Raw genomic sequence first — 13,894 nt, 5'->3', positions numbered from 1 at the left:
AATCACACTTGATATTTTGACAGGGGAGTGTGGTTGGAAGTAGGAGATTTTGAAAAAAGAAGAGGGTGGATGCACCCTGCGATCCGGCAGAAGAAAAGCCAGCGTGTCTTTTTCCGACCGCTCCCGCCTACCATAAACATTTGTCGATGTATCAAATCAGATGTATATAGAAAGGCAACGGTTATGCGCCGTTGCCTTTCTGCTATGCGTATCCAATTCTTTTAAAGGAACAAAGATACCCTCTTCCCAATTTCCTATGCCTTCCATTATACTTCAGTTAAGAACACACCTTTGAGTTATATATTCATATTGATAAGGGGGAAAAACGAATGCAAAATACCGCCCTGCTACTCGTTGATATTCAGAACGACTATTTTCCGAATGGACGTATGGAGCTTCATGAAACACATAGAGCTGCCGCGAATGCGCGCAGCGTGCTCGATGTCTTTCGCCGTGAACAGTTGCCCCTCTTTCATATTCAACATCTCTCCGTCCAACCAGGCGCTACCTTCTTTATACCCAGGACAGGAGGAGAAGACATCCATGAAACGGTAGCACCGCTTCCAAACGAAACGGTAATTACGAAGAACTATCCAAACAGCTTCCGCGACACGCAGCTTCTCAGCCTTCTGCATGAAGCTGGTATCGAAAACCTTATTATTTGCGGCATGATGAGCCATATGTGCATTGACGCTACAACACGTGCCGCCGTCGACTACGGCTTCCGTTGCACGGTTATCGAAGACGCATGCACATCGCCTAACCTATCTGTTCGTGGCCGTACCATTCCAGCGACTGACGTCCATGACGCATTCATGGCGGCGCTCGGCAGCCTTTATGCTGACATCCAAACAGTTGAAGTTTTTCTACAAGGAACAAAGAAGTAAGGTACATACATCACACATACCATAACATAGTAAAGGCGGATCGCATGATGCATCCGCCTTTACTGTCATCAGTCACATTTCTTCAGCATTTTTCCTACCTTTTTGACGACTTTTTTTGCCGACTTCGCGGTCACGATTTCATTTTTGCCGATAATCACAAATTCCTTTCTCTTACCAATCTTACACATCGATTGACAGCCCACACATATTTTTGCGGTCGGTTCCAGTTTGCCTAGCTGCTTCTTCAGCTTCTTTACGTTATCCGTACATTTATGGCAAATTCGCAACGTAAGGGCCATCTTCATCCCGTCCTTTTATATAGGAATCCAATTATTATGCTTATTGTATCATACACAAAAGAAAACGATAATCATTATCATGATATTTATGCATAAGAAGTTATTGGAAAAGAGAATAGATTATTTAACCTCAACCTCAACCTCAATTACCCTATCATGCAATACCTTATAATCATCTGTCTTCTTCTCTCCTTCTTCCCCAGAGATAACATAAGGAATAATTTTCAATGTACCAACATAATCATTGAGCGTCTCAAATCGTATATGACTATTTTCTGCTAATGTATGTCCTGATACTCGCTTTACTTCCTTCCCGTTTTGATCTTCTATTCGAAAAAGCACATCGAATTGTGTACCATTCATCATTTGATAGTTCAACTTTGTCGATATGGGATTGTTCTTTTTTCTAACTTCCTAAAAAGTATCTACACTTCTTATTTCGTTTTGTCTCTGCTCTTTCTATCAAAAACAAGAAAACATTTCTTCTGAACTCATAAAAAAACAAACCTGTTGATTATCCATATAAATGTTTTTTAACTTAATTATTTTTCTAATAGACAATGAAGCTCATTGTATAAAATTGTCATTTCTTCATCAGTACCGATAGAGATACGCAATTTGTCAGAAAGACGGCTGCCTTCAAAATAACGGACGTATATATTCCTCTCCATCAGCTTCTCATACAACTGTCGGGCTCCATTATCTTCTATGTGAGCCGGAGGCGTACATAAGACGAAATTGGTTTGCGATGGTATGACATCGAATCCTAATGACTGAAGATTTGCGCTAAAAGCATCACGAGTATGTCCCACAGCAATGGCAGTGCGCTTCATATGCTCTTGATCCTGCAATGCAGCCAATGCCAGCCTCTGACTTATCACATTGACATTGTAAAGGTTTTTCCCCTTCTCCATCGCAGCAATGAATGCTTCATTAGAAAAGCAGTAGCCGATGCGCGCTCCGCATAAGGAATACACCTTGGAAAATGTCCGTACAACTAGCAAATTTGCATAGCGTTCAATAAGTGGAATCACGGATGCATGGGGGTCTGCAAAATCTATATATGCTTCATCGACGACGACAAGCCCCGGAAAATTCTTCACAAGTCGTTCGACCTCTGAAACAGGCAGCAAGCGACCAGTTGGTGCATTTGGATTTACCAGTACGATTACATTTGACCTGCTTTCAAGTAGCCATTCCACATTCACTGAAAAATCGTCTTGTGTTGGAACGTTAACACATTCAACTTGATGAACAGCAGCCACGCTATGGTAAAGCGAAAAAGATGGATACGGGATAGCAATACGATCTTGCGCTCTTATAAATACACTGAAGAGCAATGAGATAATTTCACTGGAGCCATTTCCGCAAAGTGTCTGTTCTTTCTTCACACCATACAGCTTCGCCAATGCTGTACGAAGCTCATCACAGAGCGCATCAGGGTAACGCTGTAGTGTTTCTTCATCAATCGAGTGAAGTGCTTTAAGCACATGGGTGGATGGTGGATACGGATTTTCATTCAGATTTAGCTTGATTGCACCATTTCCTTTGGGTGGTTGTATTCCCGATGAATAAGCATGTAATCGTTCGATATGCGGTTGTACAATAGACATTGCTTTTCCTCCTCAATCGTCGGTTATTTCATCTTTGGTTTCTACAAATGAGATGATATGATGAGCATACCTAGAGATTGTCTCTTCTAAAATGGACAGTTTTTCATTTTTTTCAGTGTCAGTTTGTCATGAGATGCGGGGAGGATTGCAGATGATTGAACTTACGCCTACACTTGATGAACTTTCAAGCGAAGCTCTATATATGCAGTTATATCGTTATATCCGTGATGAAATCGTAGCAGGCCGCATTCCGTCAAATGTCCGGCTTCCCTCCATTCGAAGACTGTCGGCCCATCTTAGTGTTAGCCGAACACCCGTGGCGCTAGCGTACGACCAACTGCTGGCAGAAGGATATATTAGAAGCAAGCCTCGAAGTGGTTTTTTTGCTGCTGAATTGGAACTTCCCGCTTCTATACCGTCTTTACATGCAGGAAGTCGTTCCATCGTATCTCCTTCACCACCGCGAGCTTATCACGCCCCTCAAGATGAGCCTGGACGTTACGATTTCGGTTATGGCAGCATCGACTTGGCAAGCTTTCCTCTTACAAAATGGCGAAAGCTAATGAATCGGTGTCTGCTGCCCGAAAATAGCAGGCTGTTGCTATATGGCGATTTACAAGGAGAGCCGGAACTCCGCAAAGAAATCGCGGCATACCTGTATCAAATTCGCGGGGTTCGCTGCCGACCGGAGCAAATTGTTGTCGGGGCAGGTACATACCATTCGCTTGACCTGCTTTTCCAGCTACTCAAGAAGGAAATAACCTGCCTAGCAGTGGAAAAAGCCGTCAATGATGGGATGAAAGCATTGTTCAAGCAGTTCCCCTTTGACTATCGCCCCCTTAGGCTAGAAAGCGACGGCATACGAATCGAAGAAGTGTATGCCAGCGAAGCGCAAGCAGTCTATGTGACACCCTCGCACCAGTTTCCATTCGGCATGACGCTATCGATCGGCAAACGGATGAAGCTGCTGAATTGGGCAAAGGAGCGGCAAGCCTACATTATCGAAAACGACTACGACGGCGAATTTCGCTACAGTGGTAGACCCATTCCTTCGCTACAAAGCCTTGATGACGACGGGCGTGTCATTTATGTCGGCACGTTTTCCAAATCACTGACACCTTCATTCCGCATCAGTTATCTTGTCCTGCCTCCCTTACTGCTGGAACAGTTTCGACTCAGAAGGCACAGCTACGACCAATTGGCATCTCCAATCTTCCAAAAAACGTTGCAGTTGTTCATGGAATCTGGCGATTTTGAACGGCATATGCGCAAAATGCGCAGCTTATATCATAAAAAACACGACGCCTTACTTCAGGCCATACACCATGCCTTTAAAGACAGTGCTGATAGCATTGGAGCAGGTTCAGGATTGCATGTTTTGCTTCGGATACGAAACGGGATGAGCGAATCGGAGCTTGTTCGCACAGCCAAGAAGGAAGGCGTCAACGTGTATCCGACCTCCCCGTATGCGTTAAAGCCGGAGTTTGCCGTACCTTCTACAGTACTTCTCGGCTTTGGCGGATTATCCATAGAAGATATTCATGCAGGAATCGATCGGCTCAAACAAGCATGGAGTGGTGGCTAGGTACGCAGGCTATCGACTTGCATTTTTCTGCTTACTTTCCGAAATTTATTCTCTATGTATACGGACACAAATTAACACCAAATTACGAAATATATTTCTATATATGACAATAAAAGTAAGGGGAGCTATCACATGCAGATATATGGGAGTCGAAAGTGCATATATTGTAATCAAAAATACAACTGGACCGGTATGTTGGAAAATCGCGCGAGCGAGAAGATGCAAGGAGAGATTTTAAAAGATCGGGATTTGCATTTCGCTAAATTTTTCAAATCTGCTGATAACGATAAAGTATATCATGTCAAGGTCATATGCCCAATCTGTAGGGAAACGAATACTTTCGAATATACAAGAATGAGCTTTTCCTCCGAATAAGTACATCAAAGTGTGTAGCTCACTCAAAACAAATTTTTACTATTTTGCAACCTTTTTTCTTTAGCCAAGTGATACAGTAAAGATAGTCTAGTTTGAGTAAACTTTTTCTAAATAGCCTCTTTCTTTGCCCTTTCTTTTTTGGAAGGGTATTTTTTTGCAACCTTTATTTGCATGTTCCGTATATGGAAGATAGTACACTCCCTTTATCCTGTCCCTTGTCATTATTAATCAGCAAGGGGCACTTTTTTGTTTTATTTGTCCTTGACGGTGGAAGATATATGTTAGAAGGAAACAGCCCAGATTTCTCCCCTATGCATCCCTCTTTCACACAGCGGAAGAGGGTTATTTCTTCACATAAAAAAAGGACCGGCTGTATGCCCGACCTTTTGTGCTTATTACAGGGTACTCTGTTTGCTATTAACAACCACATTGTACTTTCCCTGTTTATATTCGCTTATCCACCGATAGATGGTAAGACTACTTAACTGATGACGTCTAGCTACGCTACCAAGACTTTGCTCTTCTAGAGCTTGCTTAACTACTTCACATTTAAACTCAAATGAATACTTTTTCCTCTTCATCCTATTCTCCTTTCGGCGACCCGGCTGTCATAGTTCTAAAAACCCTTAGACCCGTGGCTTTGCGTCCCCATCTTTCGATGAGTTTGCCTTTTCGATGTATCTTAGGATACAAAAAGAATATATCATAAAAAATCAGATTGACCAAGATCACTTTCTTAAAAAAATCAACAAATTTATGTAGAAATAAGGCAAAAGCATTAGGATTTTTTTTGTAACTTTTTGGCTGTGGTCGTCGTATAAAGGAGAGTAACCTCCTAAACCTGCCCTTTACCGTTGACAGCCGGTAGAGGGCGCTTTTTGTATGTAACCTTTTCGCCCTTTCCTACGTATGGAAAGGCGTAGCTAAGTCTTACTCTCATTTGCCCCTTCGTGTCTTACTGAAGGGGCTTTTTTTATTTTCTATCACACCTGTTGATTATCCATAGATTGGAAGGAATAAGATGCACGCATCGGCGTGCTCCCTCGTCTTTTTCCGACCGCTCCCGCCCACCGCCCTTCCTTCTGTTCTTCCCTGTCACCACAAGAATTTGTCGATGTATCAAATCAGATGTATATAGCTATACCTGTTACGCATTTGAAACGAACCTGTTCTCTTCTTTTCTAAAGTTGGCGTAGCTAAAGCAGTCCTTGTACTGCTTCAACTCAATAGATACGCTAACGGAAGAAATTCCTTCGATATTCCCTAATTTTTGATTGATAAATTCTACAAGCTTATCATTAGAAGCAAAGTATGCCTGAATAATTAAATCATACAAACCTGAAAATGCTCCCACAAACCTTACTTCAGATTGCTTATTTAGCTCTTTTGCTACGCTCTCTTGATATCCAAGTTCCGTACATATCGAAATGATGGCTGATACGTCCAGCCCGATTTTTTCAGGATTGCTATGTATGACAAACTCAAACACCTCTTCCTCTAGCATCTTATTAACTCTGATCCGAACGGTTCCCTCGCTAACGTTCAATCTTTGAGCAATAGAAGTGTATGAGTGACGGGCATCTTCTTGTAACATCATAATGATTTCCTTATCTAGCTGATCTAGTTCCTTCATTGTTGTTCCCCACTTTTTCCGATTTATATTTGTAATAGTATATCGGATAAAATACAAATAAGTTGCAAAATTTATATGTTTTGCATCTACAGTACTAAAGTTACACCCTCTTATGCCCGTTAGGGAGGCCAATACTTGTGAGAGCTGCCGCAATCAAGAGTACAATAGAAGAAGTGAATGCAACGTTATAATTGCCCGTCACATCATATAATAAGCCTGGGAGATATGCACCAAGCGCTGAACCTAATTGATGGCTTAACGACAATAATCCTAATACGAAGCCAACTGAATATTGCTTGAAATAATGGACTGCCAGCATCGATGTAGGAGCTACCGTTGCAAAGTTAACGAGACCAAACAAACAAGCAAAAATCAGAAGAAAATACGGCTGATTGGGTATAAGTAACAAAACAATTGATAATGCCCTAACAACGTACAATAAGATGAGGAATTTCTTATTGTTCCAGTGATCGGCAATTTGCCCTGAAAGCACTGTTCCAACAATATTGAATCCTGCCAGCAAGCTCACGGTTACACTCGCCACTTTGGTAGAATAACCGCAATAGTGGGTAAAAGGTATAAAATGAGTATCCATCAATCCTATGGTTGTATACCCACATATAAAATACGGGATAGCAAGACACCAAAAGCTTCGGGTTTTCATGACATAAAGAAAAGCTCCTGTTTCGTTTACGGGATTCTCGCTTTCCAAAACTTCGCTCTTCTCTTCACCATACCTTTGTATTCCCTTTTCTTCCGGATAATCCCGAAGACAAATAAAGAGAATCGGAAACACGATTGCACTTAAAAAAATACCCAGGCTTACAATCGTTGTTTTCCACCCTACCCACTCGATCAGAAATAGACTGGTTGGCACAAGAACGAATTGACCCGCACTTGTCCCGGCCGTTATGATACCGAGAGCAAGGCCTCTCTTCTCCTGAAACCAGTTCGTCACAGCTACAGAAGCAGCAACCCCTGAGACTCCTCCAAACCCGATGGAAGCGATCACCCCATACAATAGAAACAACTGCAACGAAGATGTTACAAAGAAAGTAAGGATGGCGCTTATTCCAACCAGCAACGTACCTAAGGACAGAATTTTGCGAACTCCTACTTTATCAATCAAGCGACCGATAACAGGCTGGGAAAGTCCATAAACAATGAAGCTTACTAATGCAAGTAACGAAATCATTCCTCTGGTCGTTGAAAACTCACTTTCCCATGGAAGGATGAACGCGCCAAATGAAGAACGGAACCCTTGTACGGTAAGCAAAGACAAGAAGGTTAAACCAAGAATCATCCACGCATAATGTATTCTCTTCATTTCTTATACCTCTTTTCACTACATTCATTACGCTATATGATAAGAAATTCTAATAAGGAATTGCATATCAGAAAGCAGGAAGTATCTAATCTTGGCCTCCATTTTGAAGTATTATTGGGTTAACGAATATCATTTTGAAAACGGTGATACAATGGATGAGTTAGATAGTAAACTTCTTGAACTTTTGCAATCGGAAGGGCGCATGACGATAAGTGAACTATCCAAAAAAATGTCCTTAAGCCGACCAAGCGTTTCCGAACGTTTGTATCGATTACAAGAAGAGGGCATTATTGACGGGTTTACCGCACGGGTATTTCCAGAGGCGGTTGGTCGAAGCGTAGTTGTTTTTGTTCAAATCAGCGATCTTAAAGCAGGCTGTCGCGAATTTGAACAAGTAGTTGAAGATATTCCCGATATTCTGGAATGTCATCGAGTAACAGGTACAGCGAGTTACTTTATGAAAGCGGCTGTAGCCAATATGGAAAGCCTCGGGTTATTTGTAGACAAACTTACACCTTACGGACGCGTTAATACATCGATCGTTCTCTCGTCACCGATACGATATCGTTGTGTTCTGCCTAATGATGATAAGTCAGACACCTAAAAAACTCGCAGGCATTGCCGCTCGTCCATGAAAAAAGAGCAGCGTTTCCGCTGCTCTTAGGCTTTATTTAGCTGTTTGGCTATCCATTTAACCCATCCGATAATGATGCTCAAGTATTTTCTCAGCTAGAGTCAAATACTTCAAACGATATAGAAGCGACATGACACGCCCTCCTTCTTCATTCAATGTCAGCATCACTTCATCCTTGCTCATATCGGCTTCGAATAATAACCCCAGAAGATCCACAACTCTCTCAAAGCTATCCGCTTGTGGAAATGGAACCTCAGGCTCCTCCACAAATTGGTTAGCATTTTTAGCGACGACATCTATATCGTATTTAGTGATTTTATCATGGGCCACGATATAATCTTTTTGTTTAACTAACGTACAGGAGCTAAATACACGTTCATCCTCAAATGTGTACATGAAAAAAGAAAGCACATCATTACTATGCGTAAAGAAAATGGGGACGATTTCTTTATTGATTTTATTCTTCCATACACGATAAGGATAAAAAAGCTGTCTTATATTAAAATCACTGGCCGTTTCTTTTTTCGCTTCGATTAAGGCAAACTTCGTGTTGCCTTAATATCCGCCGTCAATCTCTATTTGAGCCCCTTTTACTTTTACATGTTTTCTATAACCTTCGGCGTTCTCCACCTCATACTCGAACTGCCCCGAACCCATTCTCCCGCTTACTGTATGCTTCGTTTCTTCACCTACAAATTGTCTCTGCTTCAATTTCATAAAGCCCTTTTTCTTCAACAATCTTTACAATGTCGTAATCGTCGCATATCGTTTCCCTTGCTTTATCATTCTTTGCCTTCGCCAAAGTTTACCACCAGTACCTCGTTAATTTTCCCCCGCTTCGCTCCTTGAGAATTAATGGCTCGGCTGGCCTGTACTTTTTTGATGCAGATCTCAGGATTTGATGTATGCAGTTCCTGGTAAACCTCATTTATAAACGGAGTATCACTATTGCTTAATAGCACATAACACCCTCTCTTATGCAATTCCAAATACAAGTCCCGTAAACGTGTCTGGTCGTCCCTCGTGAAACCCTCATTTGAATAGCTTGTGAAGGAAGAGGTTTCTGAAACCGGATCATATGGGGGATCGAAATACACCAAATCTCCTTCTCCTGCATTTTGAACGGCTTCCTCAAAGTCTTCATTTAAGATTGTTACATGATTATTGTTCAAATAATCGCTTACAACTCTCAACACGTCCTCATTCACGATAGAAGGATTTTTATATTTTCCGAAAGGAACGTTAAACTGTCCCTTACTGTTTACTCTGAACAAGCCGTTATAGCACGTCTTATTGAGATAAATTAACCGCGACGCTCTTTGTAGCGGTGAAAGATGATGATACGCTTCGGTTCTATCCAGTGCTCTTATTTCATAAAAATACTCTGGATTATTCTGATGCTTTTGTAAATCGCGGACAAGGTTATCAACATCTGTTCGAATCACATTGTACACATTAATTAATTCGGCGTTCACATCATTTATCGTCGCGTTATGAGGCTTCAAGTCGAATAAAACAGCTCCTGCCCCTATAAACGGTTCATAGTAGTGGGTAAAATGTTTCGGAATATATTTTCTTATTTCAGGAAGAAGCTGTCTCTTGCCTCCTGCCCACTTTAAAAATGGTTGTACTACAGTCGTTTCAGCCATTATGTATTCTCCTTGCTTCGTATGCTTTCTTCACGAATACCATGAGCCATTTTATCATAAAACCAAGCGCCATAGTGCAGTAACAGAAAATACGTTCGTATCCTTTATTTATAGTTCTACCAATAAAACAAAAACCCTTCCGTATGTTAGGAAGGGTCCTGACACCATTATTCTAACTCTTGACGAAGCTTTTGCTCTTCCTCTGTTTCGCAACCTTTATGCAAAACTTCTTTAATCATATTTCGATTAAAAAATACGTTATATTCTTCACTAATATTGCCTTCAGGGTAAGGCACGGCAACATAGTCATACTCTCTTTTTGTAGAAGTTTGCTTTTGCTTACGTCCGTAGATCATGACAGGCTTCTCTACCTCTTTTAATTTTACAACACTTCCGATAGGAAGCAGCTTATTTACATCTATCTCTTCTTTCATCGTAGAACATCCTCCAGCTATCAGTAATGAAATGAACATACATATTGCTATCATCTTTTTCATGCGCTTATTCCCGCTTGCTTTTGATCGAGATAATCTTGCCTTTTAAATAAAAAATGCGAATTAAATAAAGCACAAGACTAGGTAAATAAAAAACTGCTGCCATCGCGATAATGATCATTTTTTCCTGGTCAGCATTTTCCGCATGTCTCATGGCAAGAAAAATCATGACAGTACCCGCTATCGTCATGATGAGCGCAAACAACGGGATTGCTTTGTATATCCGTTCTAGAAAAAATACTTTCGCATCTTTACCGTTACTCATTCCATCCTCCCTATGCTGCTAATCATCTTTGATGTCAACGCCAAACTTCACCCCTACACCGATTCCATCCGCTGCATATACTTCATTTTGCAAGCCTACGCTTGCGCTAACGCCAGTCCCACCCAACGATATATCCACGCCCACATAAGGGCTGATGCCAAACCATTCCTCAAGGGGGGAATAGCCAAAGAACGTAAAGAGCTTTTTCTTTGTTTCTAATTTAACCGCACTCGCTTCCGCTCCTGCCCCGACGCTGTAATTCTCAATCCCTGCCTTGGCTTCTGCTGTTCCTACCTTCAGCTTGGCTTCAATGTCATCATGCTTAAGCGTACTCTCAAATGCACTCACTTCAGCTTTACCGCCAATAAAGGAGCCTGTAGCCAGATCCTTAACCAATTGTTTGTCGCTAATGGGAATATTCATCTCCCCTGCGCCCGTCAAAATCCTTGCATTCAATGGCATCTTTTTTCCGCCTGCTAATGGGGCCGTATCAAGAAAGCTGCCTTCTGCTTTATAACTTAACTGATCCTTATTAAACTTAAATTCGTCTTTAAAGTTTCCAATACCAGGCGTATCCCAGAAAGGAACATTTTCTTTTTTCGGTACCGATGTCCTTGTCTTCGTCGTTGTTGCAGATGTTAATGGCATGAAAGAATACGCTCGTCCCTGCCAGCTTATATCCCGGGAAAACATCGGTGGTACTCCATATAGCATTGCCAGGGGCGAGTTATGCATGGCGGCTACCGGAGCGAATGTCATAGAAGAGGAACGCTGGAATGTGTCTATCGAGGGCTGCTCCCATTGTACAGCCATTTCGTCAGCTTCCTGAAAATTGTCAGCTACCTCATGCAATCGTTCCTCGATATAGCGCATCTGTTCAATGTGCTTTTTCATCATACGGAGCGCTTGCTCGTATACCGCTTGTACGTTGTCTCCTGTAGGAACTGCAGTGAGGCGTGCCATGGAAAAGCCGTATGTACCCATCTTGGATGCAATATGCTCCAGTCCGTTTATCTCATAGCCCAATCGTCCGGCTGCATCCTTTATGCGGGAAGGTGTAATAGTAAGGGAATTTGCGCTCATATCCGTTTCTCCTGTTTCTCTCTATTTATTCTTCTGCTCTTCCTGCATTGCCAGCTGCTCAGCATATATCGCAAGCTGCCGCAACATGGTGCACGTCTCATCAATATATTGACGCGCAAACTTATAAGACATTTCTGCTTCCTGATACAATGCATTCACTTTATCCTTCGCCGTTGTTTGCCATCCCTGCTGCACATTTGTCATAACTGTTGCAGCACGGCTTCCCGACGCTTCATACTCTTCACCTATACCTTGAAGTTCAGAAGCGACTTGTGAGGCCAACTCTGCTAATATTCTCATCTGGCCCAATGCTATTTCCTCCAATATCTATATACATCTGATTTGATAAATCGACAAATTCTTGTGGTGAGAGGTAAGAAAAGAATGAAAAAATTAGAGGTTGAAAAAAAACGCGTTTGCCTTTTTTCTGCCGGGGCGCAGGGCGTATCCACCCTCTTCTTTCCCCACCTCTCCTACTTCCAACCACGTTACCATGTCAAAATATCAAGTGTAATTTATATAAATCATTTTTCCATTAGAAAAATTATACAACATTCCTTTTCTACTAAAATAGAGACCTAGTTAGCTACATGGGAAAATTAAGGGATTTTTACTACGTTATTAAGATAAAAACATGTGAACACCTTCCTTTTTTCCTTGTACTTATATAATTCTTTTTGCTCAACCTATCCAATATATAGAAAAATACCCCTGGGAGAGATCAGGTCTCCACAAGGGTAAAAATTTAAATATCCGTTCCAATGCAACAGTAGCATTAGCGCCACCTTCTGTCAGATGGCCTTTTCCCTCTTTATCCACCGCCAATGTAAATGTCCCCTGATTCCATTCAAGCATTGGATCATGCAGAGTGAACGTTAATTGGCAATCTGCTTCTTGGGACTGAAACGGGTATTTCTCCAGAAAAAGTCTGAGATCCACAATACGGGCCATATAATAAGGTGCAATCGTTTCCTTAATGGATGCACACGGAGCCCGCCCCCACTTAGGAACCAACGCAATTGAAGTAGGGACAGCTATTGTAGAACAAATCAAAGGTATCTATCTCAATCCACTTGAACCCTACTCAGCAAAAATGACTCAGATGAACGCTGGGGAGTGAACGACTAGAATCTCCTATTGTTACACACACCATGGGCAGAGGATTTTCATTATTACACCAAAGAGCGACCTCATCTCAAAGCAACCATGCTCGGTTTGGGGTGTGATTTGAAACCCGGATTACACAACCCACATATGAGCTTCGATCGAGAAGCACTACTCGATGGTATCGAAATACTGACGAGGGCTGTCCTGACTACTTTTGAACAGCATGGCCGTCCGATCCCGTACAGGTAAACAAGCCGTTAAAACCACATAACAAAAGTAAAGCCCTCCTGCCTGTTTTGGCAGAAGGGCTACTTTTTGTACGTCTATAGAAGCCGTTGGGCAGTCGGATTATTCGCCCGTGCTGCTACAAATTCTTCATTCGCCTGATTCGTGGATTTAACTGTCCATGTGTTATCTGCATTTAATATAGCTGTGATTGAATAAACACCCGGATCAAACTTGAGTTCTGCAAACTTAGTCATTTGTGCTATGTCTAGCACTTCCCCCTCTGTAAATGTTCCAAATGAAATGTAATACTTCGGATGAGGAGTAAATGTTAAATCCAGGTTAGGTTGGGCTTGTACTGCGAATGTGCCGTTTCCAGACATCCCTATCCCTACAGAAGCTTGTTTGAGGGGAATATTTGCATCCTGGTGTATCAAGAGACTGCCGAGTGGCTGTTCCGTCTTTTGCTTTGTAAATGTGTATGCGTTACTTACATAAGAGAGATTAACCGCATTGTTCTGTGTTAAGTCAGCATTTAGCACTTCACTTGCGATGAATTGAACGCCAGGGACAAGCTCGCCTGTTTCAGCCCAAACAAAACTGTAATCAATATTCCATTTAAAACCTTGTGTTAGGATGCGTTGTTTTTGTAAACCATGCGAGAGACTGTACATTCGCAACCCCAATATTAGGATCTTTTTGAAATACACATACATCT

At 41.8% G+C, this 13,894-nt stretch carries 19 protein-coding genes, 2 pseudogenes and 1 riboswitch; of the genes and pseudogenes, 5 read left to right on the top strand and 16 right to left on the bottom strand.

Annotated elements, in window-relative coordinates; genetic code table 11:
• Positions 1-2 precede the first annotated feature (2 nt).
• Positions 3-155, bottom strand: coding sequence for a hypothetical protein (locus AF333_RS36580; RefSeq protein WP_235497069.1), 153 nt, complete (start codon positions 153-155; stop codon positions 3-5).
• 174 nt (positions 156-329) lie between these two features.
• On the opposite strand from AF333_RS36580, the gene AF333_RS30245 reads away from it, so the two are divergent.
• Entirely contained in the window at positions 330-887 is a 558-nt protein-coding gene (locus tag AF333_RS30245) for a cysteine hydrolase family protein (protein WP_043065699.1), read from the top strand.
• A gap of 68 nt (positions 888-955) precedes the next feature.
• Here the strand turns inward: AF333_RS30245 and AF333_RS30240 are convergent, their stop codons facing one another.
• The 3 genes from AF333_RS30240 to hisC form a co-directional block, all read right to left on the bottom strand.
• Complete coding sequence (locus AF333_RS30240) at positions 956-1,186, bottom strand: hypothetical protein (protein WP_043065830.1); 231 nt, start codon at positions 1,184-1,186, stop codon at positions 956-958.
• Between the two features lie 120 nt (positions 1,187-1,306).
• The gene (locus AF333_RS30235; RefSeq protein ID WP_255322251.1) at positions 1,307-1,576 is read right to left on the bottom strand and encodes a DUF5643 domain-containing protein; all 270 of its coding nucleotides are present in this window, start codon (positions 1,574-1,576) and stop codon (positions 1,307-1,309) included.
• Positions 1,577-1,728: 152 nt separating this feature from the next.
• A complete protein-coding gene (hisC, locus tag AF333_RS30230) occupies positions 1,729-2,799 on the bottom strand; it encodes a histidinol-phosphate transaminase (RefSeq protein ID WP_043065697.1) in 1,071 nt (356 codons plus the stop codon).
• A 151-nt stretch (positions 2,800-2,950) separates the two neighbouring features.
• Here hisC and pdxR point away from each other — a divergent pair, with 151 nt between their 5' ends.
• Complete coding sequence (pdxR, locus tag AF333_RS30225) at positions 2,951-4,384, top strand: MocR-like pyridoxine biosynthesis transcription factor PdxR (RefSeq protein ID WP_043065696.1); 1,434 nt, start codon at positions 2,951-2,953, stop codon at positions 4,382-4,384.
• A gap of 770 nt (positions 4,385-5,154) precedes the next feature.
• On the opposite strand, the gene AF333_RS37780 is transcribed toward pdxR, so the two are convergent.
• The 4 genes from AF333_RS37780 to AF333_RS30205 all read right to left on the bottom strand — a co-directional run bounded on the left by AF333_RS37780 (position 5,155) and on the right by AF333_RS30205 (position 7,719).
• Positions 5,155-5,340, bottom strand: coding sequence for a transposase (locus AF333_RS37780; RefSeq protein ID WP_052520712.1), 186 nt, complete (start codon positions 5,338-5,340; stop codon positions 5,155-5,157).
• Between the two features lie 11 nt (positions 5,341-5,351).
• Positions 5,352-5,438, bottom strand: a riboswitch (cyclic di-GMP riboswitch).
• Between the two features lie 294 nt (positions 5,439-5,732).
• Positions 5,733-5,882, bottom strand: a complete 150-nt coding sequence (locus AF333_RS36575) for a hypothetical protein (protein ID WP_235497068.1) — start codon at positions 5,880-5,882, stop codon at positions 5,733-5,735.
• 24 nt (positions 5,883-5,906) lie between these two features.
• Positions 5,907-6,392 (bottom strand): Lrp/AsnC family transcriptional regulator, encoded by a 486-nt coding sequence (locus AF333_RS30210; RefSeq protein WP_043065694.1) that lies wholly within the window; start codon positions 6,390-6,392, stop codon positions 5,907-5,909.
• Between the two features lie 100 nt (positions 6,393-6,492).
• Positions 6,493-7,719, bottom strand: a complete 1,227-nt coding sequence (locus AF333_RS30205) for an MFS transporter (RefSeq protein WP_043065693.1) — start codon at positions 7,717-7,719, stop codon at positions 6,493-6,495.
• Positions 7,720-7,870: 151 nt separating this feature from the next.
• On the opposite strand from AF333_RS30205, the gene AF333_RS30200 reads away from it, so the two are divergent.
• Positions 7,871-8,323: an Lrp/AsnC family transcriptional regulator gene (locus AF333_RS30200; RefSeq protein ID WP_043065828.1), complete on the top strand. Its 453-nt coding sequence runs from the start codon at positions 7,871-7,873 to the stop codon at positions 8,321-8,323.
• 87 nt (positions 8,324-8,410) lie between these two features.
• Here AF333_RS30200 and AF333_RS37775 read toward each other — a convergent pair.
• The 6 genes and pseudogenes from AF333_RS37775 to AF333_RS30170 all read right to left on the bottom strand — a co-directional run bounded on the left by AF333_RS37775 (position 8,411) and on the right by AF333_RS30170 (position 12,153).
• Positions 8,411-9,064, bottom strand: a pseudogene (locus AF333_RS37775) (DUF6997 domain-containing protein).
• Between the two features lie 71 nt (positions 9,065-9,135).
• Complete coding sequence (locus AF333_RS30190) at positions 9,136-10,002, bottom strand: DNA adenine methylase (protein ID WP_043065692.1); 867 nt, start codon at positions 10,000-10,002, stop codon at positions 9,136-9,138.
• 167 nt (positions 10,003-10,169) lie between these two features.
• Positions 10,170-10,436: a DUF4176 domain-containing protein gene (locus AF333_RS30185; protein ID WP_043065691.1), complete on the bottom strand. Its 267-nt coding sequence runs from the start codon at positions 10,434-10,436 to the stop codon at positions 10,170-10,172.
• A 67-nt stretch (positions 10,437-10,503) separates the two neighbouring features.
• Positions 10,504-10,761: a hypothetical protein gene (locus AF333_RS30180; protein WP_043065690.1), complete on the bottom strand. Its 258-nt coding sequence runs from the start codon at positions 10,759-10,761 to the stop codon at positions 10,504-10,506.
• An 18-nt stretch (positions 10,762-10,779) separates the two neighbouring features.
• A complete protein-coding gene (locus AF333_RS30175) occupies positions 10,780-11,844 on the bottom strand; it encodes a WXG100 family type VII secretion target (protein WP_043065689.1) in 1,065 nt (354 codons plus the stop codon).
• A gap of 21 nt (positions 11,845-11,865) precedes the next feature.
• Complete coding sequence (locus AF333_RS30170) at positions 11,866-12,153, bottom strand: hypothetical protein (RefSeq protein WP_043065688.1); 288 nt, start codon at positions 12,151-12,153, stop codon at positions 11,866-11,868.
• A 33-nt stretch (positions 12,154-12,186) separates the two neighbouring features.
• On the opposite strand from AF333_RS30170, the gene AF333_RS36570 reads away from it, so the two are divergent.
• Positions 12,187-12,426: a hypothetical protein gene (locus tag AF333_RS36570; RefSeq protein WP_235497066.1), complete on the top strand. Its 240-nt coding sequence runs from the start codon at positions 12,187-12,189 to the stop codon at positions 12,424-12,426.
• A gap of 99 nt (positions 12,427-12,525) precedes the next feature.
• Here the strand turns inward: AF333_RS36570 and AF333_RS30165 are convergent, their stop codons facing one another.
• Positions 12,526-12,795, bottom strand: a complete 270-nt coding sequence (locus tag AF333_RS30165; protein WP_043065687.1) for a sterol carrier protein domain-containing protein — start codon at positions 12,793-12,795, stop codon at positions 12,526-12,528.
• A gap of 28 nt (positions 12,796-12,823) precedes the next feature.
• On the opposite strand from AF333_RS30165, the pseudogene AF333_RS37850 reads away from it, so the two are divergent.
• Positions 12,824-13,200 (top strand): annotated as a pseudogene (locus tag AF333_RS37850) (M20/M25/M40 family metallo-hydrolase); the annotation flags it as partial.
• A 74-nt stretch (positions 13,201-13,274) separates the two neighbouring features.
• Here AF333_RS37850 and AF333_RS30160 read toward each other — a convergent pair.
• Entirely contained in the window at positions 13,275-13,850 is a 576-nt protein-coding gene (locus AF333_RS30160; RefSeq protein WP_200907897.1) for a hypothetical protein, read from the bottom strand.
• Positions 13,851-13,894: the final 44 nt, after the last annotated feature.

Source organism: Aneurinibacillus migulanus, from assembly GCF_001274715.1.
GTDB classification, from domain to species: Bacteria; Bacillota; Bacilli; order Aneurinibacillales; family Aneurinibacillaceae; genus Aneurinibacillus; species Aneurinibacillus migulanus.
Note: the sequence above shows the minus strand (reverse complement) of the source record. Positions and strands in the feature narration are given on the sequence as shown.